We start from the raw sequence: 24023 nt of genomic DNA on the forward strand, positions 1-24023 counted from the left end.
AGGAATCAGCCTTTGAGCAGTTCGTTCAGGCGTTGATTAACCATACCCGGATTGGCCTTACCGCGCGAAGCTTTCATCACCTGACCGACAAAGAAGCCCATCAGTTTATCTTTACCAGCGCGGTAACCAGCCACCTGATCGGGATTGGCTGCCATCACCTCATGGATGATGGCATCAATGGCTCCACTATCAGAGACCTGTTTCAGCCCCTTGGCTTCGATAATGGTATCGGCATCATCGCCTGATTCCATCATTGCCTCGAATACATCCTTGGCCATTTTGCCGGAGATGGTGTTATCTGCGATACGATCCAGAAGACCTGCAAGGTGAGCTGCTGAAACGGGAGATTCCGATAGCTCCTTGCCTGCCTCTTTCAGTCGACCAAGCAGGTCATTGGCCATCCAGTTGGCACAGCGCTTGGGATCAGCCGGATGAGCGGCTACCAGTGATTCGTACCATGCAGCAGACTCAAGAGTCTGGGTGAGAACATCAGCATCGTAAGAGGATAGTCCATATTCTATTTCAAAACGTTTGCGCAGCTGTCCAGGTAGCTCAGGCATGCCTGCCCTGATGGCATCTACCTCCTGCTGTGAAACGCGCAGTGGTGGTAGGTCCGGTTCCGGAAAGTAGCGGTAATCATGCGCTTCCTCTTTACTGCGCATGGAGCGTGATTCACATTTTACCGAATCCCACAGCCGCGACTCCTGTACTACTTCACCGCCATCCTCAATGATTTCGATCTGGCGCAGTACTTCAAACTCAATCGCCTGCTTGATAAAGCGGAATGAGTTCATGTTTTTCATTTCAGTGCGTGTGCCGAATGGTTCGCCGGGACGGCGCACGGAAACATTGGCATCGCAACGGAACTGCCCCTTCTCCATATCGGCACCGGAAACTCCGAGGAAGCGTATCAGCTGGTGCAGCTGCTTCAGGTAGGCGATGGCCTCATCAGCAGAACGCATGTCCGGCTCGGAAACGATCTCCATCAAGGGTACGCCTGAACGATTCAGGTCGATGTGTGATACCGCATCCAGCCCCTCATGCATCGACTTTCCGGCATCCTCTTCCATGTGAATGCGGGTAACGCCGAGGCGTTTTTCACCACCATCCTTGGTGGGGATGTCAATATAACCACCTTCAACAATCGGAACGGCAAACTGGGAAATCTGGTAGCCCTTTGGCAGATCCGGGTAGAAGTAGTTTTTACGGTCGAATTTTGATTCCAGATTGATGTGGGCGTTGATCGCCAGACCTGTCAGAATGGTTTTATCGACAGCAACAGTGTTGAGTACAGGCAGCTGGCCTGGCATGCCGAGGCATACCGGACAGGTCTGGGTGTTTGGTTCTGCGCCAAACTCGGTGGAGCAGCCGCAGAAGGCTTTGGTGTCGGTATTGAGCTGACAGTGTACTTCCAGTCCGATTACAACTTCCCAACTCATGATTCACCCCCAAATGCTGCAGGAGATCTGGTAGCCCAGTCTGTGGCTCCTTCATAGGCAGCTGCTGCTGAAAGTACCGTATCTTCACGCCATGCAGGGCCTATCCACTGCAGGCCTACAGGCAGATTATTGGCAAAACCGCACGGTTGTGACAAGCCAGGCAGCCCGGCCAGATTAACCGCGATGGTGAAGATGTCTGACAAATACATGGTCAGCGGATCATCTGTTTTCTCGCCGAGTCTGAAGGCAGGAATTGGCGATGTTGGTGTGGCAATGATATCGACCTGCTCAAAGGCTTGAATGAAATCTTGCTGAATCAGTGTGCGTACCTGCTGGGCTTTTAGGTAATAGGCATCGTAATAGCCCGATGAGAGAGCAAAAGCACCGGTCAGAATACGGCGTTTTACCTCTGAGCCGAAACCTTCATCACGGGAGCGGGTGTACATATCAAGTAGGTCTTCCGGGTTCTCACAGCGGTGTCCGAAACGTACCCCATCATAGCGCGACAAATTGGCTGATGCCTCAGACGGTGCAATAACATAATAAGCTGCAACTGCATGCTCTGTGTTTGGCAGACTGATATCAATGATCTCAGCTCCCAGCTCTTCACATTTCTTCAGTGCTGCCTCTACGGATGCGCGAACCTCTGCATCCATACCATCGACAAAATACTCTTTCGGCTTGCCGATTTTCAGCCCTTTCATATCGCGTGATTCACAGGCTGCAAGCCAGTCGACGGCGGGAGCGTCGGCAACGGATGTTGCATCGCGGGGGTCATGGCCTGAAATAGCGGCGGTAATCATGGCGCTGTCTTTTACAGTGCGCGTCATCGGCCCTGCCTGATCAAGGGAGGAGGCGAATGCGATGATGCCGCGACGTGATACACGACCATAGGTTGGTTTCAGGCCGGTAATGCCGGTGAGAGCCGCAGGCTGGCGAATAGAGCCGCCGGTATCTGTGCCAAGGGCTGCAGGCGTAAGTGCTGCTGCTACTGCAGCTGCAGAGCCGCCGGATGAACCACCGGGGATACAATTGGTATCCCACGGGTTGCGGCAGACGCCAAAAGCTGATGTTTCAGTAGATGAACCCATGGCGAACTCATCCATGTTGGTTTTACCCACCAGTACAGCACCGGCTTCTTTCAGTTTTGTAATCACCTCTGCGTCATAGGGTGCATGGAAATCTTTAAGGATATTTGAGCAGCACTGGGTTGGACCGTCCTGTGTGCAGAAAATATCTTTGACTGCAATCGGCAACCCTTCCAGTGGGCGAGCATCATGTTTGGCACGGTATTTGTCGGATGCTTCGGCCTGTGCCAATACGTGGGCCGGGTCGATATGAACAAAAGCATTCAGTGTGTCGTTAAATGCAGCAATGCGGTCAAGGTAGAGCTGGGCCACTTTAACGGCAGTGGTTTCGCCGCTGTTTAAGCGGCTCTGGATGTCTGATAACGAAGAGTATGGCATGGTTTATTCGATCACCTTCGGCACAACGTAGAGGCCGGATTCTGTTTTTGGCGCTGGAGCCTGCAGCTCATCGCGACGGTTGCTGTTGGTAACAATATTGGCGCGCAACGGCATGGCAGCATCATGAGGGTGTGCAGTTGGTGCCACACCGTCGGTATCGACCTTGCTCAGCTGTTCAACATAACCAAGAATGCTGGAAAGCTGGGGGCCAAGCTCTGCGGCCTCGTCATCGGTCAGGCGAATGCGGGAGAGCATTGCCACTTTTCTTACATCAATTTCCATTGTCTAGCCTCTCACCAACGCGCACGGGATTTTTCCATTTCGCGATATGAAACAGACAATCACGGGATGGAAAAAGCCCATGCGCGTTATTATTCTGTTTCAAATTCAAATCGCTGCGAAGCATAGCCAGAATCTGCTTTCGACTCCACCGGCAGCTTAGCAGAAAAATATGCTAGGGTGGCGCAACGCCATCAGCAGTAGAAGGGGATATTTCGTATTGAAGACTGTGTTGCGGCTCTTTTGCCTGTTTCTGATTTTATGTGCAGCCGGATGTGCTGCACACCAGCCTCTTTCAGCTGACCGGGAGCAGCAGAAGATCGATGCGTTAACCCGTGATCTTCTTTCGCTGCACAGCTCGATCGACAGGGGTTCTGCACGCATGGTTGCGCGAACTGCCGTGTTATATTCAAGAGAACTGGCGGATAGATACGGGGTTACCGGTTCGCCGCGTTTTCATAACCTGCTGGTAAACGTAGGCCTGAAAGAGAGGGGGTTGTGCTACCAGTGGACAGATGACCTGTTGGTAAGGTTAAAGAGCCTTGGTGTCAGGCTGTTTGATTTTCACTCTGCTGTAGCGCATCGGGACAGTGACCTGCGCGAGCACTCTTCTGTGGTGGTCACCCCTCATGGCACCGCTTTCGAAACCGGTATCATGCTGGATGGTTGGCGCTACTCCGGCGATCTCTACTGGTCGGCTGTACAAGACGACAGCTACGAGTGGTCGCAGCGCTATCCGAATCTTCAACAGCAAACAGGTTCGCTTTAACGCGGCGGGTATTGGTGATTACAACCTGGCACATGTCACACTATAATAATGGTAACTGAGAAGATTTGTCCTGAACGTGGCTGCGAGGTGATGAAGGATGGTCAGAAAATTACGCTTGAAAGTGCATCCGGCAGAAGTAGAGAAGGTTCCACCTGTAGAAGGGTCAACACCTCTTGCTGAGGGTGAGGATGTTATCGAAGAAACCTCTGCCGGAGGAGAACACGAGGATGAGTTCGGGGTCTATAATATCAGCGAGTTGAATGTCGCCGATTCGACAGGCAAAGAGTCCTCCTCCTACAAGGTCAGGCAAACAGTGATCGGGCTTGCTATCGCACTGCTTCTGATCTGGCTGGTGTGGCCAGCTGGAGAAGAGACTCCAGCTCCTGCAAAATCTGTGGTCGAGGAGGAGGAAGGTAGAGCTGTTGCTGAAGCTTCGGGAGAACGGCTGACCGTAATGCTTTCGATCGGCAATGTCAGGAGTAAGCCAAGTGCGGGGGCAGATGTGCTGTTCCAATTGGAAAAAGATGCAGTGGTCACCAAGCTGGATACAAAATGGGGTTGGCACCAGATTCGCTTGGATGACGGGAGAACCGGATGGGCCTACCAGAGTTTGTTTATGGAACCGGAACCCGCTCCGGCAGACCCAGAGGCTAAGGCGGCCCCTGACGGTGCGGCGGCAAACGAAGAAGGTGCGGGTGATTCAGAGCCAATCAAGCAGCCAGAAGATCCGGGGGCAGCACAGCAATAACCATGTTTCTGGTGTTCTCTGTAAACGCTGATCTCATGGAAGGAGCAGACGAATGAGCTTTCTAACCCAACGACCTCTACTGCTGCCGCTGTGTATCCTCCTTCTCTGCTGCTCTTCACAAACAGAACTTCCTAGATTGACACCAGAAGCCGTGATTCTTGCTTTCGGTGATAGCCTGACCTACGGCTCAGGCGCAAGGGCGGAGCAGGCCTATCCTGCAGTGCTTAAGAGGTTAACCGGCCACAAAGTGGTGAATGCCGGTGTTCCTGGTGAAGAGACAGAAGACGGACTTAAACGGTTACCTGATGTGCTCGATGAGCTGCAGCCGGAACTGCTGATTCTCTGCCATGGCGGCAATGACCTGATCAGGAAAAGGGGAGAGGAGCAGGCGGCAGCCAACCTGCGGAGCATGATTGTGGCGGCACGGAAGCGCGGTATTGCGGTGCTGCTGATTGCTGTGCCCAAACCGGGTGTTCTGTTTTCAGTTCCTGAGTTTTATAAGTCGATCTCTGCAGAGATGCATATTCCAATTGAGCAGAAGGTGCTGGCCGATGTGCTATCCAGAAGATCACTGAAATCCGATGCGATTCATCCCAATGCTGAGGGGTACCGGCTTATGGCCGAAGCGGTGTACCGGCAACTGGTGGAAGCCGGAGCTCTGTAGCGGGCTGGGGTGCATGCTGCTATAATGATTCTGTTACCGGATTGCTGGATCCGGAGCAGGAGGTCATCATGAATCCATTGTCTTTTGTTTTTCTGAGTGCGTTGATGTTGTCCTCATACCCTGCACTGGCTGCACATCCCGATGCTCCCTCAAAAAAAGTCGGAACGTTGACCTGTAAAATACTGCCCCATGCTGGCATCAACCTGCTGATTCATTCAACTAGGGATATCCGCTGTGAATTCGAGATGCTTGAGGATGGGGTGATAGAGCGATACAAGGGCGAAACGGGTATCGGCTTTGGTCTTGATGTTGCTTTCGCGAGGGGTTCGGTATTGATCTATTCGGTTCTTGCAGATCATTTCAAACAGAATACCAACCAGTTGGCAGGAAAGTACTCCGGAGCCAGAGGCAATGTCACTACGCTTGGCGCAACGGTTGGTGATTCCGCGCCGATTGAGAAGGATGACGGTACGATTTCCCTGCAACCGATGAGTGTCCAAAACAAGGGTGTCGGGGCCACACTCGGCTTTAGCTATATCTATCTGGAACCAGACAGTCAGTAAGTGGCGGAATTAACTTCCTGAGTCTGTCACCGACTCAAATATCTCGAGCTTCGAGGGGGCGATAAACCACTCTTTCGGTGTCTGTCCCGCCTTTTCATGTGCTTTGCGGAAGGAGTCCGATTTCGTCCATGCTTCAAATGCGCTGCGTGACTCCCACGTGGTCATCACCACATGCTGATTTGATGTGGCAGATTCAGGCCTTAATACGGCGTTGCGGATAAACCCCGGTTCACCATCAACCAATCCGGCGCGCTGCCTGAAGCGCTCCTCGAAATCTTCCCAGTGATCAGGGTCAATGGTAAAACGGTTCATGGTAACAAACATACTTTCTCCTCAGTGCTGTAAAATCCACTCGCCAATATCCCGATAGACGGGCAGTACATCAAAGCGAATCCGGGTTCGCAAGGGGTTAAACCAGAAGTCGCGACGAATAAGTTCAAAGTGGTCGCAGGGCAGGGTGGCAATATGATCGCCCCACCGGCCTGAGGCTACGGAGACCTGGCTGTCGTTGTCGCCCTCTATTTTCTGGATGCATCGCCCATAACGGCGGACGATCCAAGGCTGCTCATCTACGGGACGTTTTGCGGTATAGCTGCGGTAAATGATATGCGATTGATCGGGGGTGATTTTATTGAAACGCTGCAACTGATTCATTGTCAGGGAGTGGATGCCAGCAAACAGCCTGAAAGGGGAGATATGGCAGCAGACATGATCAGCGGCAGAAGAGCCCCGGTGCGGTGTGGCTAGCGTTGTCAGGCTGGCTACCTTCGCGGCTCCGTTGAGATGGTTGATCCAGTAACGGGCATCGACTCCGCCCATTGAGTGGGCAACCAGGTGCAGTGGCCCCTCTTCATCCTGCAGTTGGTGGGAAAGGGCGTTGGCACGTTGCTCCAGAGATCCTGCCCATGGCAGGCTGGGAACAACAACCCGAAGACCCATTGCCTCGTGCAGCTGACGCACATCCTGGAAATACTCCAGCCACAACAGCTTTCTAAAACCGAACAGGCCGTGGATCAGAACGACCGTCGGTTGTACGTTCACTGCTTCTTGTTAAGGATCTTCAGCAGGGATAGTTGAGGTGAGCGTGGGCCTTCAATGGCAACCGGATAGTCGCCTGAGAAGCAGGCGTCACAGTGCATATCGCGAGGTTTACCAACCGCACGGTACATGCCATCGAAACTGACAAAGGCCAGCGAGTCAGCACCGATTGCTTTGCGCATCTCTTCCAGATCCATTTTGTTGGCCATCAGCTCATCGGCATCGGGTGTGTCTACCCCGTAAAAACAGGAAAATTTGGTTGGCGGGCTGGAGATGCGCATGTGAATCTCTGCTGCACCTGCTGCACGCACCATTTCGACAATCTTGCGACTGGTGGTGCCACGTACGATTGAGTCATCTACCAGCACCACGCGCTTGCCCCTGATCAGTTCCCGGTTGGGGTTAAGCTTCAGTTTTACGCCGAAGTTGCGGATCGACTGTTTGGGTTCGATAAAGGTGCGTCCGACATAGTGGTTACGGATCAAACCCATCTGGAACGGGATGCCTGATGCCTCGGCATAGCCCATGGCGGGCGGTACGCCGGAATCCGGTACGGGAATTACCAGGTCGGCCTCTGCTGGGGACTCCTTGGCCAGTTCCACGCCAATCTGATAGCGCGCCTTGTAGACGTTGACACCCTCAAGGGTGGAGTCGGGGCGTGCAAAATAGACATATTCAAAGACGCAGAAGTGAGGTTTGCAATCATTGCCCAGTGGTTTGTAGCTGGTCAGGCCGGTCTCTTCGATGACAACCATCTCACCCGGTTCGACATCACGTACATACTTGGCGCCGATCAGATCGAAGGCGCAGGTCTCCGATGCCAGTACCCATGATTCATCCAGTTTTCCGAGTACCAGCGGACGGATGCCATCGCGGTCACGGACACCGACAAGCCTCTTCTCCACCAGCACGAGCAGCGAGAAGCCGCCTGCCAACTGCCTGACTGCCTCGGTTAGGCGCTCAGTCATGGTTGCGGCCTTGCTGCGGGCTACCAGGTGGATAAGCACCTCGGTATCGGATGTGGACTGGAAGATCGAGCCCTCTTTCTCAAGCTGTTTACGCAGCTCTGGTGCATTGACGATATTGCCGTTGTGGCACATGGCGATGCCGCCATGGGCATATTCAAACGAAAATGGCTGGCAGTTACGCAAGCCTGAGTCACCGGATGTGGAGTAACGCACATGGCCAATACCGTGCCTTCCCTGGAGTTCCTTGATTTCCGATTTATGGAAAATATCAGCAACAAGACCCATGCCGCGATGGCTGTGAAAGCTGTGACCATCGGTGCATACAATACCGGCAGACTCCTGGCCGCGATGTTGTTGTGCATAGAGGCCGAGATAGGTCAGGTTGGCAGCTTCCGGGTTATCAAATACGCCGAATACCCCGCACTCGTCGTGGAAATGATCGTTCTTGTCGCTTTCAAGACTCATGGATGCCTCATTGTGTACTGTTTTCCAGGATTGCTTTCAATGCTTCCTGATCTTTGACCGGGATTGTCATGTTTTTCAGGTGGGTGTTGCTGCTCTGTGGGGAGGCCTGTTTTGCTGCCCCCTGTCGTGAGAATGGGTAACCTTCGGGGATTACACCGCCGAGCATTTCGCCCAGTTCAATGGCATAGGGGGTGAGCATACTCTTTTTCAGCCATGGAGAATCGGGTTTGGCATAGGAGGTGTAAACGAGAAAGGTGAGCGCAATCAGCAGCATGCCACGGGCTGCGCCAAAAAAGATACCCAGTGTACGATCGGTTGCGGTAAGGGCTGCCAGGTCAACCAGCCGGCGGATAAGGGCACCAATCAGGCCAACCAGAATCATAACGACAATGAATACAAGGGCGAATCCGGCGATATCAGCTATGGTTGCATTGGTGATCCAATCTCCGAGGAAATCACCGGCGCGTCCGGAGAGGCGGCTGGCAGCCAGGAAAGCGAGGACAAGGCCAATTAGGGAGATCACCTCGCGCACAAATCCGCGCCAGAGAGAAAGAACCATCGAGAGCCCGACAATTGCAATCAGAATATAATCAACAAAATTCAATGTTGTTGCCCTCTATTTTATCCGTACCCGAAATCATATTCAGGCTAATAGTTTCTGTACTGCATCAGACAGGTGTCTGACTTCTGACATTTGCAATGTGGAACCGGTTTCGTCGCGAATCTTAGCAATGATATTTGCCTTCTGCACCCTCCGGTAATTTTCTCCCGGAAGCAGTACATGCGTGAAGCCTAGATTTGCCGCTTCTCTGGTCCGCGATTCCGGTTGCCCGACTGGCCGAACCTCACCAGTCAGGCCTACTTCGCCGAATAGAGCCACTTCAGCTGCAACAGGTTTTTCCTGAAAGGCCGAGACCATAGCCAGCAGTACTGCTAGGTCGGCGGCGGGCTCAGCAATGCGGGCACCACCAGCAATATTGATATAAACATCGTGCTGTGAGAGTGGCAGTCCAATGCGACGCTCCAGTACGGCAGTGAGCATGGCGACACGGCCTGCATCAAGGCCGACAGCCGACCGTTTTGGCGTGGAGTAGACGGTAGGTGCGACCAGCGCCTGCACCTCCACCAGTAGCGGGCGCGTCCCCTCCATGCAGGCCAGAACCACGGAGCCCGGTGTATCGAGGCTGCGTTCGGCCAGGAAGAGGCGGGAAGCATCCCGGATGCCGATCAATCCCCGATCCGTCATCTCGAAAACGCCGATCTCACCAGCTGGACCGAAACGGTTTTTCACCGCCCGTAAGATGCGGTGCTCGTGGCCGTTCTCACCTTCGAAATAGATCACCGCATCAACCATATGTTCAAGTACGCGCGGGCCAGCGAGGGCGCCATCCTTGGTGACATGGCCAACCAGAATCAGGGCATGGCCAATGCGTTTGGCGTTCTGGATAAGGGCCGCAGCACAATCGCGTACCTGCGACACCGTTCCCGGAGCGCTGGTCAAACGATTGCTGACGGTCGTCTGGATTGAATCGACGATCACGACCTCCGGTTTAATCTGATCAATCGTAGCCAGCATCGATTCCAGCTCACATGCCGATACAAGCAGCAGGTTCTCGTGGATCGAATCGATGCGTTCGCCACGCAGATGTACCTGTTGAATGGACTCTTCACCGGTAATATAGAGTACCGGCCTTTTGCTGTGAGCAGCCAGCCTGGCAGCTGCCTGCAGCAGCAGCGTTGATTTGCCGATGCCGGGGTTGCCGCCGATCAGTACGGCTGAACCCGGAACAATGCCGCCGCCGAGCACCCGGTCGAGCTCCTGGATATGGGAGGAGCGACGCGGGCTTGTCAGGCTGCTTATCTTGGTGATCGGTGAGGTGGCCAGCGCCTTGCCTTTACTGCCTATGCGGTGCGCGGTGGCTTCAAGGAGCTGCTCGCTGATGCAGTTCCAGTCACCGCAATCGGGACACTGGCCGATCCACTTCCTGTGTTCTGCACCGCAGGACTGACAGACAAAGATTGATTTGGCCATGCTTTTACAGTTTTCCAGCTTGAAAAAAGTGATGTTCGGCGAGCAGATGGAGCCCTGCAAGGGTGAGGTGGGGCTCATGATGGCTGATCTGCGGAAGCTCTTCCCGCAACAGGGAGATCAGGCCACCTGTGGCCACAACCGGAGCATTCTCATAACCGGGTTCTTCGCGCAGCCTTCTGATAAGGCCGGCATAACTCTCTACCGCACCCCAATAACTTCCTGCCTGCATGCTGCTGGCCGTATCACGGGCAATCAGGGAGGTGTTGCGACCGACTGATACCTCGGGAAGTTTGGCAGCCCGTTTGCAGAGCGCTTTGAGTGAAATCTCGATGCCGGGAAGGATCAGGCCTCCGGCATAGTGGCCGTCGGGCGATACAATATCGAAGGTGGTGGCTGTGCCACAGTCAAGTACGATGACTGGCGAGCCGAACTGCTCTCTGGCGGCAACGGCATTAACGATTCGGTCGGCACCCACTTCGCGTGGATTTTTGTAGTCGACAGCCATGCCTGTTTTGACCTCGGGCGAGCCGACAAAAGCGGGTGTGATGCCGCAAGTGCGTTCGCAGGCGGCTGCAAGCGGGGCATCAAGATGGGGAACTACGCTGGAAACCAGAATACCATCAATGTTGTCAGCTTTCTGTCCCGACTGCTCAAACATGCCGTGCAGCTGCCAGGCAAGCTCATCAGGTGTGAGCTGGCGTTCGCTGGAGAGGCGCCAATGGGTGAGTAGTTCATGATCCTCGTAGAGGCCGAACACCATCTGCGTATTGCCGATGTCGGCAACAAGAAGACGTTTTCGCATCGGTTTCGTTGTAATCATCTTAGCTCCAAGTCGCCTGCAATGATGCGTTGTGTGCCACGGCTTGTCTCTAACAGCAGGGCACCATCCTCATCCAGAGCCGTGGCGATGCCATCAATATAGTTGCGACCATCAAACACGCGCACCTGCTGGCCGGAGGCTGCATGTGCCCGCCACCAGGCGGCATGGATCGGGCCGAAACCCTTTTCGAGATAGATGTCATACCAGTAGTCCAGCGCATTGAGTACCGAGGCGGCCACATCAAGCCGAGAGGGTTTGCGACTGGATATGGAAAAAAGATCGGTCACTTTCTGGGTGATGTCAGAGGGCCAGCCGTCAATAGGGGCACTCAGGTTAATGCCAAAGCCGAGCACCACAGCATGAACGCGTCCCGGCTCAGCCCGCATCTCGGTGAGAATGCCGGCAAGTTTGGCGCCTCTGCAGAGGATGTCGTTAGGCCATTTGATACGGATGTCGGGTGAAAAGCTGCTCAGCGCATCATGCAGGGCGACTGCAGTGAGCAGGGAGAGTTGTGGCACCTGCTCCGGCGGCAGGTCAGGGCGCAGCAGTACGCTACAGGCCAGTGAATCGGTAACGGTATGCCAGCGTCGGCCCAGGCGCCCTTTGCCGGCACACTGCCTGTGGGCAAAGATGGCCAAACCTTCATTCGCCCCCTTGTCGGCTTCAGACATGGCATCGCGATTGGTCGAATCGGTTTCATCCAGAATCATGATTCTGCTGCCGATCCGCGTACCGTTGCAGCGTGCAGCCAGTGGCCCGCTGCTGAACACCTCAGATTCTAGCGAATAGCCCTGTCCCGAACTGGCTACGATGTCTGCGCCGCTTTTGCGCAGGTGCTCGATATGTTTCCAGATTCCGGTGCGAGAGAGCCCCAGTTCCTGCGCTAGCAGGTCGCCGGAAACCGGCTCCGAGCTTGCCTCGAGCCGGGTCAGGATTTTTTCACGGATCTCACTCACTGCTGTTTGGAGACGATGCGCATCGACAGATCCAGAGATGGAGCGGAGTGGGTGATGGCTCCGATAGCGATACGGTCGATACCGGTTTCAGCATAGTCACGTGCATTGGCCAGCGTGATGTTGCCGGAGGCCTCAAGTAGAATTGAAGTTGGTACGAGTTCGCGTGCCAGTACAACAGTTTCCGGCCCCATATTGTCCAGCAGAATGATGTCGGGAGAGGCGTTTATGGCTTCATGTACCTCAGCCATCGTTTCACACTCCACCTCGACCCATATATCATGACTTTGACTTCTGCAGGCTTGAATTGCATCACTGATCGATCCGCACGCCTCGATATGGTTCTCCTTGATCAGCATGCCACTCTCAAGGTTGATACGGTGGTTGATGCCGCCGCCGTGGATCACCGCCTGCTTCTCAAGTCTGCGCAGGCCAGGGGTGGTTTTACGCGTATCGGCAACACTGCAGCCGGTTCCCTCAAGTTTTTCAACAAAGCTATGGGTGGCTGTTGCGATGCCTGAGAGGTGCTGCAGGAAATTCAGCGCGGTGCGCTCGGCTGCCAAGAGGGCGCGTAAAGGCCCGGTGAGTTCGCAGACAGTGTCGCCAGTTGCAACCTGATCACCATCTTTGACCAGCCAGTTGCGGGCGATGCCCGAATCAACTTTCGCAAATACCTCATCGGCTACTGTCAGGCCGGAAAGCACACCAGCAGCTTTGGCGCTGATGCGTGCGCATCCGGTTGCATCGGCGGCGATGGTGGCCTGCCCGGTCAAGTCATTAAAAGCGGCATCTTCATCAAGTGCGATCTGAATAAGCTGGCTATGTATTGTCTGCATCCTGCCAACTCTATGAACCTGTGAATAAATGTCATTAGAGATGATCTGAATAAGTGTCACGGTTGCCGATTTGTGTCATATTGCCGCCATGAGCGGCCATTCAGATAGCAGTGATGCAGCATCGATGAGGGAGCATGAGAAGGCAACCATTCTGGTTGTCGACGATACCCCTGAAAATATTGATGTGCTGCGCGGTGTATTGAAGTCGGAATATAAGGTGAAGGTGGCAATCAACGGTGAGCAGGCGCTCAAGCTCTGCTTGTCGGGTACTCCCCCAGATCTGATTCTTCTGGATATTATGATGCCGGGCATGGATGGCTACGAGGTGTGCAGGCGCCTGAAGGCAGAGTCTAGCACCGAGGGCATTCCCGTGATTTTTGTGACGGCGATGAATGAGACTCATGATGAGGTGCGCGGCTTTGAAGTAGGGGCCGTCGATTATATCAACAAGCCGATTACCCCTGCGATTGTGCATGCGCGGGTGCAGACCCATCTCAAGCTCCGCTCCGCCTACCGTTTTATTCGCGACACATTCGGCCGTTACCTCTCCGAGGAGATTGTCGATAGCCTGATTGATTCGCCGCATGGGTTAACACTTGGCGGTGAGAAGCGAGAGGTGACCGTGCTGATGTCAGACCTCAGGGGGTTTACCTCCATCGGAGAGCGACTGCCAGCCGAAGCTGTGGTTGATATGATCAATATCTACCTTGGAGAGATGACCGAGGTGATCCAGAAGTATATGGGCACCATCGATGAGTTTATCGGTGATGCCATCTTGGCGATCTTCGGGGCACCGATTCAGCGCGAGGATGATGCTCTGCGTGCGCTGCGTTGTGCGGTGGAGATGCAGCTGACGATGGAGAGGGTGAACCGGCGATACATGGAGCTTGGTTACCCTGCACTGCAAATGGGCATCGGTATCAATACCGGGGCTGCCATTGTTGGAAATATTGGTTCAAAGAAGCGCAGCAAATATGCAGTTGTCGGCCGGGTGGTGAATACCACATCTAGGATTGAATCCTATACCGTCGGCGGCCAGATCCTGATCTCTGAAGAGACGCGCGATGCCTGTGCTACCGACCTGCGAATTGATGACCAGCTGAAGGTGATGCCGAAGGGTATCAGCGAAGAGATGACCATCTTCGATATTGGAGGCATTTACGGCGATGATCCACTGCTGCTGCCGGAGAAGATAGATGAACCTTTGACCAAGCTGGCCAATCCTTTGGCTGTAAAGGTTTGCCGGCTTGAGGGTAAGTTTGCGCTCGAGCCTTTTAGTGGAGAAATCCTCAGCCTGAATCGTTCAATGTTCGAGATGTGGCTGGAGAAGGAGGGCACGCCTCTTACCAGCCTGAAAGTGGTGCTGCCGGATGGTGGGGCCGAACTTTACGTCAAAGTAATGCGTTCCCGTTCGGATGATCCACGCAGGGTGCTTGCCCGGGTGAGCTATATGCCAGATGAGGCGGAAGCTTTTGTAGGTGGGATCCTGAGTGAGGCAAGAGAGTGAGTCTTCTGCTGCATATCTCCGATTCCCATCTTTATGAGGATCCTGCAGGCGAGTTGAAAGGGGTGCGTCCGCGCGACAGTTATGAGACCGTGTTAAAGGCAGCACACACGCGCTTTCCTGAGCCCGATGTGGTCGTGCTTGGCGGCGACATGGCGCAGGATGAGGCGGCACCCACCTATCGTAAGGTGGCGGAGATGTTGCCTTGGTGTGCGCCGGTGATGATCTCGCCCGGCAATCATGCCCACCTCCCTTCACTGCAGGGAGCGCTGATTCCGGCACTGAAAGCCTGTGCCTCCTATAGCGATCACCTGCAACTTGAACACTGGCAGGTGATCACACTGAATACACACCGTGAAGATACGATCTCCGGTTACCTTTCAGCGAGTGAGCTGGGGCGCCTTAAGCAGTTGCTGGAAGCATCCTCTGAAAAACATACAGTGATTGCACTGCACCATCCTCCACTTGATGTGGGCAGCCGCTGGCTTGATGCAATCGGGCTTGAGAACAGGGGTGAGCTTTGGAGGCTGATTGCCGGATTTCCGCAGGTTAAGGTGTTGCTCTCCGGCCATATCCACCAAGCCTTCGATACGTTTCATAACGGGGTTCGCGTGCTCGGCACACCATCCACATGTATCCAGTTTAAGCGCAGAAGTGATAATTTCGGCATGGATGATATTTCCCCCGGCTATCGCTGGATCAGGCTGCTGGAGGGTGGGCGAATCCAGACTGCAGTTGAGCGCATCAAAGGGTTCATTCCACCAGATCTGAACAATATTACCCCGTACTAATAACCCACCTTGGCCGAGTAACGAATGCCTGATTCGAGTCCAGCTCGGGGATGCAGTAGGGGCTCGAAAAAATATGTACGAGTGGCGGTTTCCAGCCCAAAACCGGCCGTTCGAAGAGCCTTTAGTTTAGTCCTGTTTAGAGGCCACTGCCGGAAGCGTTAATTCAAAAGATCTCTTATGTGGAAGCTAACTTCTAAAGGCGAATATGGTTTGCTAATAATGATAGCTTGTTGCTCTTTCTCTTTTGGGATTTCGTGTCCCATTGCATCGTAACCAGAGGCAAAAAGAGCAGGGGTATTCTTACTTTTCAACCATATCTGCTCCATTAAATCAAAACCGCTAATTTTTGGCATAATGATATCAGTAAAGACTAGAGATATTGAATCTTGTTCATCCTCAAAGATTTGTAGCGCTTCCTCACCATTGGTGGCTTGTAATACTCGATAATTTAAAGTATTGAATAGAAATCACAGCCTCTTACGTTGAGAGGCCTGTCCACATTAATAAAAATCAATACATAAATAATGAAATTATAATTCTATAATATATACAGTTCTGGAGCGTCAAGATAATGCAGCGGAAGGAGAATTATTGTGGCCAAACCAAAAAGCACATACAAGAATATGTACGGGTATCTTATAGATCCTATTCATTTCACTCATGAAAGGTTACAAAATATCGTTGAGGTAAGTAATACCAATATTTTAACATCTCTTATGGCAGCGGTGGGAATATGGAGCATAGCCAGCCTTGTAATTTGACAGAAACCCTATTTCATGATTTGAATGACCTCTTTTGGCGGACTCCTGCCTTTGGTGACCTGCGTATCGAGCCCAAATGCGAAGTGACTATAATATTTTGCGTCGGTATGCTTTGATGAAATATCTACTTAGGAGGTGAATTATGGCCAAGGGATTAATGGACTTTGCTGCTGAAGCAAGAACAAAGGTCGAAGAGATATCGACTGATGAAGTGGTTGCTCTAACAAGAGGCGGGAATGTGTTATTGCTCGATGTGCGTGAACCGGGCGAAGTACGTGAGGGCCATTTGTCTGGAGCTGTTAATGTCCCCCGTGGGCTGCTTGAGGCAAAGGCTGATTTGTCTTACCCGCATCGTGAACCGTGTTTGGAAAACCGCGAGCAATGTTTGGTTGTGTATTGCGCGAGTGGTGTGCGCAGTCTATTGGCTGCTGCCACCCTTCAGGAAATGGGGTTTGCAGATGTAAAGTCGATGGCCGGTGGATTTACGGCTTGGCAGACAGAAGGCAAGGACGTTACTTCTGAGTCATGGTGATATTTTAATTCTGCGAAGGACCGATGCTTTTGGCCGGAAGCAGACATTCATCTGATTTATTACCTAGGGCATGCTTCAGATAGAAAAAGAGCTTCAGACCCCCCATTGTATAGCCCAGAGCTCTAACTTTTATAACCAATGACTGCTTTCGGCCCAGGCTGTGTGAAAACATGAAATATTTCAGATAGCCGAGAATTTATCCCCAAAATCATGTGCTGTTGCATCACTTCTAGGCAGCAAAACCCACTTTTTCACATTATTTCGGGAGTACCAGGGGTCATTTACCACTTTCAAAAATAATCTTTAGTTTTCACACAGCCTGGGTCACAAGCGGACACTCGAGTTTTGAATGATGTGCGCCCAATAAACGTTTCTTCTTTGCTATACTTATAATATGCAAAATCCATTTTATTTTGGGGAATGACATGTCAGCAAAGACGGTTAATGAAGAGGCAGCTCAAACAGTATCCCCTCGCCAGTGGATCAGATTAGTTGTGGCGTATCTCCTAATCCCGCTGATTTTGTTTATATGCGGTGGGGACCTCGGCTGGTGGCAGGCGTGGCTATATTCCATGCTGATCTTGGCCGCTGGTATTGGTGGGCGCATGTGGGCAGAACAGCGACATCCCGGATTAACAGCCGAAAGACAAAATATTGAAAGTATCCAAAATGCAAAAGCCTGGGACAAAGTGCTTGCTCCACTGATGGCGGTGAGTCTCGTGTTTCCTATGGTCATAGTAGCAGGGCTGGACCACCGCTATAGCTGGTCACCCGAATTTCCGCTATGGCTCATCGTGATTGGCTTCATTTTGATTTCGCTCGGATACGCTTTCGCTGCATGGGCATTGGCAGAGAACCGCTTTTTCTCCAGCTTGGTGCGCATTCAGACGGATCGAGGGCATGTGGTGTGTGACAGTGGTCCGTACCGGTTTGTACGGCATCCGGGTTACGCCGGAAATATTCTTCCACTGTTCGGTATTGTTCTTGCCCTGGGCTCGGCATGGACACTGATTCCTGCGGCGGTGGCATTAATCATCACGGTGATTAGAACCGGACTTGAAGACCGGACGCTACAGGAAGAGTTGCCGGGCTATTGGGACTATGCACAACGCGTGCGTTATCGGTTGTTTCCCGGGATATACTGAGAGACCTGAAATTTATGTTGAGTGACTGCTTTTTGGCCGACTGCTGCCGATCACGACAGGCGACTCACGGCCAGCAACGGGCACTCGACCTCACCCGCACAAAGGTGTATTTGCCATTTTCAATTTCCCAACTATGTTAAAGCAACTACGGAAGGGATATGAGGATTTTTCGACCTCGCCAGCTTCACCAAGTCAGAATAGTCACCAAAAATGGTGTCTAATATATGTTATATTCCAAAACAATAAGAGCAGAAATCTTGAAGGGTAAGGCATGATTCATCGAATCTTGGACAAATCAAAACAAAAAGAGGTAGAAGAGCTATTCACTTCTGTATTCACCTCATCAGAGGGCGAAAAGGAAGGAAAATTGATTGGCAGCCTTTCTTTACAGTTGGCATCAAACATCGACAATAAAGAAATAATCTGTATCGGCGCATACGAAGATGAAACACTCATCGGTTGTATTTTTTTCACTCGCCTTCATTTTAGTAAGCCTATTCTGGTTTACATGCTCGCCCCAGTTGCAGTGAGCGCTGAACATCAGGGAAAAGGAATCGGTCAGGCTTTAATCAATTATGGGCTTGATGAACTGAAAAGGCGCGCTGCTAATGTTGCTGTTACATATGGAGATCCATCCTTTTATTCAAAGGTAGGGTTTCAGGCGCTTTCAGAAAATGTAATTAAGGCCCCGCTAAAGCTCTCAATGCCTTTTGGCTGGCTTGGGCAGTCTTTAACGGGAGAGCCAATTCCTACTATCAGTGAACGTCCCCTGTGCGTTAAGGAATTCATTGACCCCGTCTATTGGTAACCAAAAGAACATAATAATCACATGCACCCGGACAGAAAAAGCGCCGCGCGTTCCCCGCTCTGCTTTTTTGCGGCTGGTGATGTGAAGCGTTATACCTGATAATCGAATGACCGGATCTGGCCGAACCTCGTCGTTGGCGACTGACGTAAAACGGCCAACTTCAGACATTCATACGGTGATACGAGCTTCTCTTCTTTTGTACGAAAGCCCTATTTTGACTGCCAAAACGCTCAACCAAGTGTCTTTTAGGGAGCTAAAAAAAACTTGCGATTTTTTATTAATAAGCGTATCCTGTTATTACTCTGAGAGGGGAGAGCCTCAAGGAGGTAAAAGCCATGAAAAAATTACTAAAGGAACATCTATGGGATGACGCGTTTATCCTTGTCATTGCGATTTGTATGGCCGCTTGGTTTGCTGGGATTGTGTTATACTCAGCATCATAGTGTTTAGTTGTCGCTCACGGCGGGAGAGCCTCGATTTGGTCGGGGCTTTCCATGTCTGGGGATCAGATGGGAAGAGTGCTTTGGCTAGCCCTTGACGCTGATCAAGGGCTAGCCAAAGCATACGAAAGGGGAGTTGTAGCATGAGTAACCATCCCATTTTCACCTTCCAGCATGGTGGTCAGTATATCACTGTTATGGGAACTGCTCATATCTCCAGAGCCAGTGCAGACAAAGTTCGTGAGCTACTCTCATCCGGTGAATATGATGCAGTTGCGGTTGAACTCTGTACGGGCCGCCATGAAAAAATAACTAACCCCAACATGTTCGCAGACCTTGATCTCTTTACAGCCATCAAGAAGGGGCAAGGGCCGATGATATGGGCTAACCTAGTCATTGGTGCATTCCAGCAGCGCCTGGCTGAACAGGTGGATATTGAGCCAGGCGCGGAATTGAAGGCGGCACTCGAAGAGGCCGATAGAGCTGGATACCCAGTTTCACTGATCGACCGTGACATCAGTATTACCATGAGGCGCGTTTACCGAAACATTCCTTTTAAACGGCGCGTGGAGCTTGTTGGTCAGTTCATAAAGGGTTTCCTTACCCGGGAAAGCATCAGCGAAGAGGATGTCGAAAGCCTTAAAGATGGTGATATCCTCAATTCAGCCTTTGCTCAATTTGCGAAAAAAGACAGCAAACTATACAAACCGCTGATTGATGAGAGAGACCAGTACATGGCACTACGCCTGATTCAGGAGGCAAACCGTACTGTGCATCACCACATTATTGCCGTTGTTGGAGCAGGTCACTTTAATGGCATTAGCAGTTATATGAGCCAATACTGTGACTTATCCGAGAGTGAGCTTGATGCAGCATTGCAAGAGCTGAAAGTGATTCCGGAGAAGAAAAATATCGGCAGGTATTTTCCCTGGCTTATCAGTTTTCTGGTTCTCTTAGGCTTTGCCAGCGGCTTTGCTAAGAACTCCTCGCTTGGCTGGGAGTTGGTACTGTACTGGGTAGTGATCAATGGCGGGCTTACATCCATTGGTGCACTGATGGCAAAGGCACATCCACTGACCATTCTTGGGGCCTTTGTCGCTGCCCCCATTACTTCTCTGAACCCGATGATTGGTGCAGGTGTGGTTACTTCTGCACTGGAGATATGGCTACGAAAGCCAAGAATGAAAGACTTTGACAGTTTGCGCCACGATACAGTTCATTTAGCTGGCTGGTGGAAAAATAGAATTTCACGCACCATGCTGGTTTTTATTTTCTCATCACTTGCCTCCGCTATTGGAACCTATATCGCAGGCTTTATTATCTTTGATCGTTTGACTTGATTGGTTTGCTTATTTTGGAGCAGGCTCATTGAAAATAAAGGGCTCTTCGCATCTCTTTAGCATTATTACTTGGACAAAACGATAACCACGGCAATCAGGATGCCTGCACCCAAGGCAAACAGACTGTACTTGCGGTGTTCTTTCTCTGCCTGAGGTAATAGATGGGTGGCACCTACATAAACAAGTGCGCCTGCCGACAGCGACAGCATGGCCCCCAATGATGGTTTATCGATCTGGCTAATGAAGGGGTAGGACACCAGCATGCCTAACGGTGTGGACAAGGAAGCGGCGAGTAGAGCCAGAATCAATGATTTCTTTGCGCTGAAGCCTCCGTGCAAAAGTAGTAAATAGGTAATGATCCCCTCGGGGAATTCATGCAGTACCATGCCGGATGCGGCCAAAACTCCGGTGAAAGCACTAACGGAAAATGTGATGGCGTAAATAAACCCGTCAATAAACGAGTGAAAGCCGATACCGAGCATGGGTACCAGCCCTAGGCCATACAGTGAGTCAGGCCCCCTCTCGCAGACGAAGGCAGTGATAAAGCGATTGAATATATGCAACAGAACAAAACCGGAGAGTAGATAGGCCGGAGCATTTTCGTTCATCTCAAAAGATTTCGGGATGATGTGTAAAAACGATACGGAAATCAGCACGCCAGCAGCGAAACAAACGAAGTAGGTGCTATACTTTCTACCCCAAATATCAAAGTGGCGAATGGTATAGATGCCAGTTGCTGTCACCAATGCTGCCAGTGAGCTCGCAGCCAACGCCGTCCAGAATGTGTTTTCCATATGTTCTCTCCATGAGGGATATAAAATGAACGAGAAGGGGGGCATTTAACCTACTTGTCTGCCAAACTCGGAAAGAGCTAACACGACAGGTAATTAGGGTGGTAGTCGTGCAGAGTTAATTTGTCGTTCCGGAGTGATCCTTCCAGAGTGACCTGTATATTTTGTGATCAACCCCTCATTGGTCACTTACTCACTATGCAGCTTGTCTTTCACATGCCGAGGGTGGGGGCGTGCTAGTCTGAGCATTATTTCCTGCGATTTTCATCCTGCTTTTGTTTAAACAGTTGATAGTGATCAGAGTCTTCCCTTAGTAGCTTAGTTCCACAGCTATGGCAAAGTTCTTTCTGGCAAGGAACACCCTTGTGATGCGGTGTTTTTTCACCACATTTGGGACATACGCAGTATCCACCAGAGCCCATATTATGTTTACGATCCCTTGTCATGATTTCATCTCCCTCCATGGCTAATGCGTGAAAATCGATCGGCCTTTTCATTCACAAACTAATTCCTTCCAGCCGGACATGATAATCCTGACTAGTTCTAATCATCATATTAATAAGCCCGGAGTGACGCTATGAATATCATTGAAGGGCAGGCTCGGCGGCCTTTTGTTTATTTAATGTGAACATGAAAATAGACCCGACATAGGACCACCTCGCCTATATATTATAGTCATAATACCCTGAGTACGGAAGGTCTTAATGACAGAATATTGATTGGTTCAATTGGAATAATGCCGGGGATAGCCGTCAACCATTTAAGCAAATTCACTTAATCCTCAGTTTCATGCTAAATTATCGTTTGGTTAAAAAATTTAACTAAGGGTGGCATGCCTTAACCACCACGAAGGCTCCCTGACCGTGACCAGTGCGTAAGCATGCCTCCTCACAGGTCTTGGGCCAGTGTCTTCGAGAGGTTTTTTGTGCCCATACCGACTCGGTGGAGCCTGAAATTGGATGTTGCGGCCAATAATTTAGACTTGTAGATCGCCGTATGGCGCACGAACCAAACGTTATGGCGCCGGTGGTGGGCTTCGAAAGACGTCTTTTTCGGCACGGTTAGAGCAACTCTCGCAATGCCTGAACGAAACGCGCGTTGCCTTCCGGCAGCGCAGTGGTTACTCGCATGAAGCCGGAACCGAGGGTTGGATTGCCTAATGGCTTGATGAAGACCCCTTGTTTCTGGAGACCGGCGGCCAACTCAATTGCGTCGTGAGGAGTGAAGTCTGCGAGGAAGAAGTAGGTTTTGGTTGGATAAGTACGCACGCCAAGTGCGCGCAGCTCCGCCGCCAGCTGTTCCGTCCAAGCATGCAGCCTGATTCCCCTCTCGAGGATCTTGTCTTCATGCTGCAAGGTGGCGAGTGCTGCAGCTTGGCTGGGGCGAGAGAGCGGATAGGCATCATTATGGGTGTTGAGATCGTCCGCCAACGCCTCGGGAAGAATAGCATAGCCTACGCGGAAACCCGCCAAGCTGTGGGCCTTGGACAGTGTTCGAGTGACCAGCAGGTTCGGGTATTTGGGTACCAAGTGGGCGACGCTTTGACCAGCAAGGCCGATGAAGGCTTCGTCCACCAGAAAGCGCGTGTCGGGATATCTGTCGAGAAGGTTCGGCATAGGCGCCATGTCGAAGGTGCCGCCGTTGGGGTTGTTGGGATTGACGATTACGGCGAGCGTAGTGCCATCTGGGATTTCCAAATCTGCTAGATCAAAGGCAAAGTCATTTTCCGGAAGCAGCCGGGTCTCGGTGTAGCATTTGGCGATCTCGGGGAAAAGGGGATAGGTGGGCGTGAGCAAATGTACGCGTTGGCCCAAGCGGTCAAAGAGCTGCCTAAGGATTAACTCCGAGCCCGCATTGATGTGCACCAATCGTCGCGGGATACCGATACTATCGGCGATGGACTGGAGTAACGGCTCCGAGAAAGGTTCAGTATAGTAATTACTCTGCGGCACTTCGGCCTGAGCTGCAGCGATTGCTTCGTCGATGGGCGGCAGAGGATTTTCACACAATAGTAGTTTGATACCTTTGAATGTACCACCACCCTTTTCAAGCATTGATGACATATAAGCCCTTCCTGTCTCCATAAAGCATGTATCTTGCAATTTCTTCCATGTGAAGTTGACTGCCGTCAAAACAGTAGAAGAATGAAGGACCATACAAGCATTCAATGTGCTTGAATTATCCCAAACTAATTCCTTCTAACCGTACACGATAGCCTTGTTCCGTTTTAATCATCATATTAATAAGTCCAGAATGGCGAGCTTGTAACATGCAGTAACGGGGCAGAAAGTTGTAACGGCGACCAAACTCAATTTTGTTTTGGCTTTGTATAACCATACCTTCATAGGCCAGAATATGATAAAATCCAATCTCACGCCCATTCTCTCTGGCACCCATAGGGCCGGTAATGCACCAAACCAGAGCACCGTTAAAATAGTCTGGCTCCTCCATGACAACGCCACAATGTGTTACGGGACAACCTACACTCATGGCCGGCCTCCCAAAGAGCATATCACCCTTTTTTATCTTCAATTTTTCCATATTAGCAGGATTTCCCAACAGGATGTGCTCACGTGGCCCTGGCTCATCGTCGAACTGATCCAAAATGAAATCATATTCCCGATCAAGAATGTCTTTCCAGGTTGGTGCCTCCATCCTCCGTATCGGCTGCACTAGTTTAATTTCATGTTCTATCAAATGGATGCAGCGTTTAATGATTTGTGGGTCACTGAGCGCATGTGCAGCCAAGTCTTCGCAACTTTTAAAGCCACACATGCCACAGTTTTTACCAGGAAGAAGTCGGGACAACTCCTTGGCATCAGTCACCTCACCACGCTCTAGGAGATCGAGTAATTCAATGAGAACAGCCAT

The 24023-nt window shown here is 51.5% G+C and carries 24 protein-coding genes and 1 pseudogene; 10 read left to right on the forward strand and 15 right to left on the reverse strand.

All coding sequences use genetic code 11. The features are described 5' to 3' along the window. Positions 1-5 precede the first annotated feature (5 nt). Genes gatB through gatC form a run of 3 tightly spaced genes read right to left on the reverse strand, consistent with a single transcriptional unit; the run spans position 6 to position 3187 of the window. Entirely contained in the window at positions 6-1439 is a 1434-nt protein-coding gene (gene gatB, locus Ga0123461_RS03605; protein WP_100277080.1) for an Asp-tRNA(Asn)/Glu-tRNA(Gln) amidotransferase subunit GatB, read from the reverse strand. Beyond that, positions 1436-2905 (reverse strand): Asp-tRNA(Asn)/Glu-tRNA(Gln) amidotransferase subunit GatA, encoded by a 1470-nt coding sequence (gatA, locus tag Ga0123461_RS03610; protein ID WP_100277081.1) that lies wholly within the window; start codon positions 2903-2905, stop codon positions 1436-1438. The genes gatB and gatA overlap by 4 nt, the downstream gene beginning before the upstream one ends. A gap of 3 nt (positions 2906-2908) precedes the next feature. Further along, on the reverse strand, positions 2909-3187 hold the full coding sequence (gene gatC, locus Ga0123461_RS03615; protein WP_100277082.1) for an Asp-tRNA(Asn)/Glu-tRNA(Gln) amidotransferase subunit GatC: 279 nt from the start codon (positions 3185-3187) through the stop codon (positions 2909-2911). 169 nt (positions 3188-3356) lie between these two features. Here gatC and Ga0123461_RS03620 point away from each other — a divergent pair, with 169 nt between their 5' ends. From Ga0123461_RS03620 to Ga0123461_RS03635, 4 genes are all read left to right on the forward strand, one after another. Beyond that, positions 3357-3953 (forward strand): hypothetical protein, encoded by a 597-nt coding sequence (locus Ga0123461_RS03620; protein ID WP_100277083.1) that lies wholly within the window; start codon positions 3357-3359, stop codon positions 3951-3953. 97 nt (positions 3954-4050) lie between these two features. After that, positions 4051-4701, forward strand: coding sequence for an SH3 domain-containing protein (locus tag Ga0123461_RS03625; RefSeq protein ID WP_100277084.1), 651 nt, complete (start codon positions 4051-4053; stop codon positions 4699-4701). Positions 4702-4753: 52 nt separating this feature from the next. Then, the gene (locus Ga0123461_RS03630) at positions 4754-5365 is read left to right on the forward strand and encodes a GDSL-type esterase/lipase family protein (protein WP_100277085.1); all 612 of its coding nucleotides are present in this window, start codon (positions 4754-4756) and stop codon (positions 5363-5365) included. A gap of 68 nt (positions 5366-5433) precedes the next feature. Further along, a complete protein-coding gene (locus Ga0123461_RS03635; protein WP_100277086.1) occupies positions 5434-5928 on the forward strand; it encodes a DUF992 domain-containing protein in 495 nt (164 codons plus the stop codon). A 9-nt stretch (positions 5929-5937) separates the two neighbouring features. Here the strand turns inward: Ga0123461_RS03635 and Ga0123461_RS03640 are convergent, their stop codons facing one another. From Ga0123461_RS03640 to nadC, 8 genes are read right to left on the reverse strand one after another with little or no spacing between them, the layout of a single operon-like run. After that, positions 5938-6252, reverse strand: a complete 315-nt coding sequence (locus Ga0123461_RS03640; RefSeq protein WP_100277087.1) for an antibiotic biosynthesis monooxygenase family protein — start codon at positions 6250-6252, stop codon at positions 5938-5940. A 9-nt stretch (positions 6253-6261) separates the two neighbouring features. Next, positions 6262-6969, reverse strand: a complete 708-nt coding sequence (locus Ga0123461_RS03645) for an esterase/lipase family protein (protein WP_100277088.1) — start codon at positions 6967-6969, stop codon at positions 6262-6264. After that, positions 6966-8399 carry an amidophosphoribosyltransferase gene (gene purF / locus Ga0123461_RS03650; RefSeq protein WP_100277089.1) on the reverse strand — a complete coding sequence of 478 codons (1434 nt, stop codon included), beginning with the start codon at positions 8397-8399 and terminating at the stop codon, positions 6966-6968. The genes Ga0123461_RS03645 and purF overlap by 4 nt, the downstream gene beginning before the upstream one ends. A 7-nt stretch (positions 8400-8406) precedes the next feature. Further along, positions 8407-9003 (reverse strand): CvpA family protein, encoded by a 597-nt coding sequence (locus tag Ga0123461_RS03655; RefSeq protein WP_100277090.1) that lies wholly within the window; start codon positions 9001-9003, stop codon positions 8407-8409. A gap of 39 nt (positions 9004-9042) precedes the next feature. Continuing rightward, positions 9043-10431 carry a DNA repair protein RadA gene (radA, locus tag Ga0123461_RS03660; protein WP_100277091.1) on the reverse strand — a complete coding sequence of 463 codons (1389 nt, stop codon included), beginning with the start codon at positions 10429-10431 and terminating at the stop codon, positions 9043-9045. A gap of 4 nt (positions 10432-10435) precedes the next feature. Then, entirely contained in the window at positions 10436-11251 is an 816-nt protein-coding gene (locus Ga0123461_RS03665; protein WP_198507113.1) for a type III pantothenate kinase, read from the reverse strand. Next, positions 11248-12207, reverse strand: coding sequence for a biotin--[acetyl-CoA-carboxylase] ligase (locus Ga0123461_RS03670; protein WP_100277092.1), 960 nt, complete (start codon positions 12205-12207; stop codon positions 11248-11250). The genes Ga0123461_RS03665 and Ga0123461_RS03670 overlap by 4 nt, the downstream gene beginning before the upstream one ends. After that, a complete protein-coding gene (nadC, locus tag Ga0123461_RS03675) occupies positions 12204-13040 on the reverse strand; it encodes a carboxylating nicotinate-nucleotide diphosphorylase (protein WP_100278661.1) in 837 nt (278 codons plus the stop codon). Before nadC ends, Ga0123461_RS03670 begins: the two co-directional genes overlap by 4 nt. An 88-nt stretch (positions 13041-13128) precedes the next feature. Between nadC and Ga0123461_RS03680 the strand changes: the two genes are divergently transcribed. Together Ga0123461_RS03680 and Ga0123461_RS03685 are read left to right on the forward strand one after the other, a co-directional pair. Further along, positions 13129-14547 (forward strand): response regulator, encoded by a 1419-nt coding sequence (locus Ga0123461_RS03680; RefSeq protein ID WP_232710339.1) that lies wholly within the window; start codon positions 13129-13131, stop codon positions 14545-14547. After that, on the forward strand, positions 14544-15335 hold the full coding sequence (locus Ga0123461_RS03685) for a metallophosphoesterase (RefSeq protein WP_100277093.1): 792 nt from the start codon (positions 14544-14546) through the stop codon (positions 15333-15335). The genes Ga0123461_RS03680 and Ga0123461_RS03685 overlap by 4 nt, the downstream gene beginning before the upstream one ends. Before the next feature lie 158 nt (positions 15336-15493). On the opposite strand, the pseudogene Ga0123461_RS12305 reads toward Ga0123461_RS03685, so the two are convergent. Continuing rightward, a pseudogene (locus Ga0123461_RS12305) lies at positions 15494-15784 on the reverse strand (response regulator); the annotation flags it as partial. 454 nt (positions 15785-16238) lie between these two features. Here Ga0123461_RS12305 and Ga0123461_RS03695 point away from each other — a divergent pair. The 4 genes from Ga0123461_RS03695 to Ga0123461_RS03710 all read left to right on the forward strand — a co-directional run bounded on the left by Ga0123461_RS03695 (position 16239) and on the right by Ga0123461_RS03710 (position 20361). Further along, on the forward strand, positions 16239-16628 hold the full coding sequence (locus Ga0123461_RS03695) for a rhodanese-like domain-containing protein (RefSeq protein ID WP_100277095.1): 390 nt from the start codon (positions 16239-16241) through the stop codon (positions 16626-16628). A gap of 425 nt (positions 16629-17053) precedes the next feature. Next, positions 17054-17773, forward strand: coding sequence for a methyltransferase family protein (locus tag Ga0123461_RS03700; protein ID WP_100277096.1), 720 nt, complete (start codon positions 17054-17056; stop codon positions 17771-17773). Positions 17774-18044: 271 nt separating this feature from the next. Continuing rightward, positions 18045-18581 (forward strand): GNAT family N-acetyltransferase, encoded by a 537-nt coding sequence (locus Ga0123461_RS03705; RefSeq protein ID WP_100277097.1) that lies wholly within the window; start codon positions 18045-18047, stop codon positions 18579-18581. Positions 18582-19164: 583 nt separating this feature from the next. Next, positions 19165-20361 carry a TraB/GumN family protein gene (locus Ga0123461_RS03710; protein WP_100277098.1) on the forward strand — a complete coding sequence of 399 codons (1197 nt, stop codon included), beginning with the start codon at positions 19165-19167 and terminating at the stop codon, positions 20359-20361. Between the two features lie 65 nt (positions 20362-20426). Here the strand turns inward: Ga0123461_RS03710 and Ga0123461_RS03715 are convergent, their stop codons facing one another. The 3 genes from Ga0123461_RS03715 to Ga0123461_RS03730 form a co-directional block, all read right to left on the reverse strand. Next, positions 20427-21155 carry a ZIP family metal transporter gene (locus Ga0123461_RS03715; protein ID WP_100277099.1) on the reverse strand — a complete coding sequence of 243 codons (729 nt, stop codon included), beginning with the start codon at positions 21153-21155 and terminating at the stop codon, positions 20427-20429. Between the two features lie 1058 nt (positions 21156-22213). Continuing rightward, positions 22214-23308 (reverse strand): pyridoxal phosphate-dependent aminotransferase, encoded by a 1095-nt coding sequence (locus Ga0123461_RS03725; RefSeq protein ID WP_198507114.1) that lies wholly within the window; start codon positions 23306-23308, stop codon positions 22214-22216. Positions 23309-23330: 22 nt separating this feature from the next. Then, positions 23331-24023: a (Fe-S)-binding protein gene (locus Ga0123461_RS03730; RefSeq protein WP_100277101.1), complete on the reverse strand. Its 693-nt coding sequence runs from the start codon at positions 24021-24023 to the stop codon at positions 23331-23333.

Source organism: Mariprofundus aestuarium (genome assembly GCF_002795805.1).
GTDB classification, from domain to species: domain Bacteria; phylum Pseudomonadota; class Zetaproteobacteria; order Mariprofundales; family Mariprofundaceae; genus Mariprofundus; species Mariprofundus aestuarium.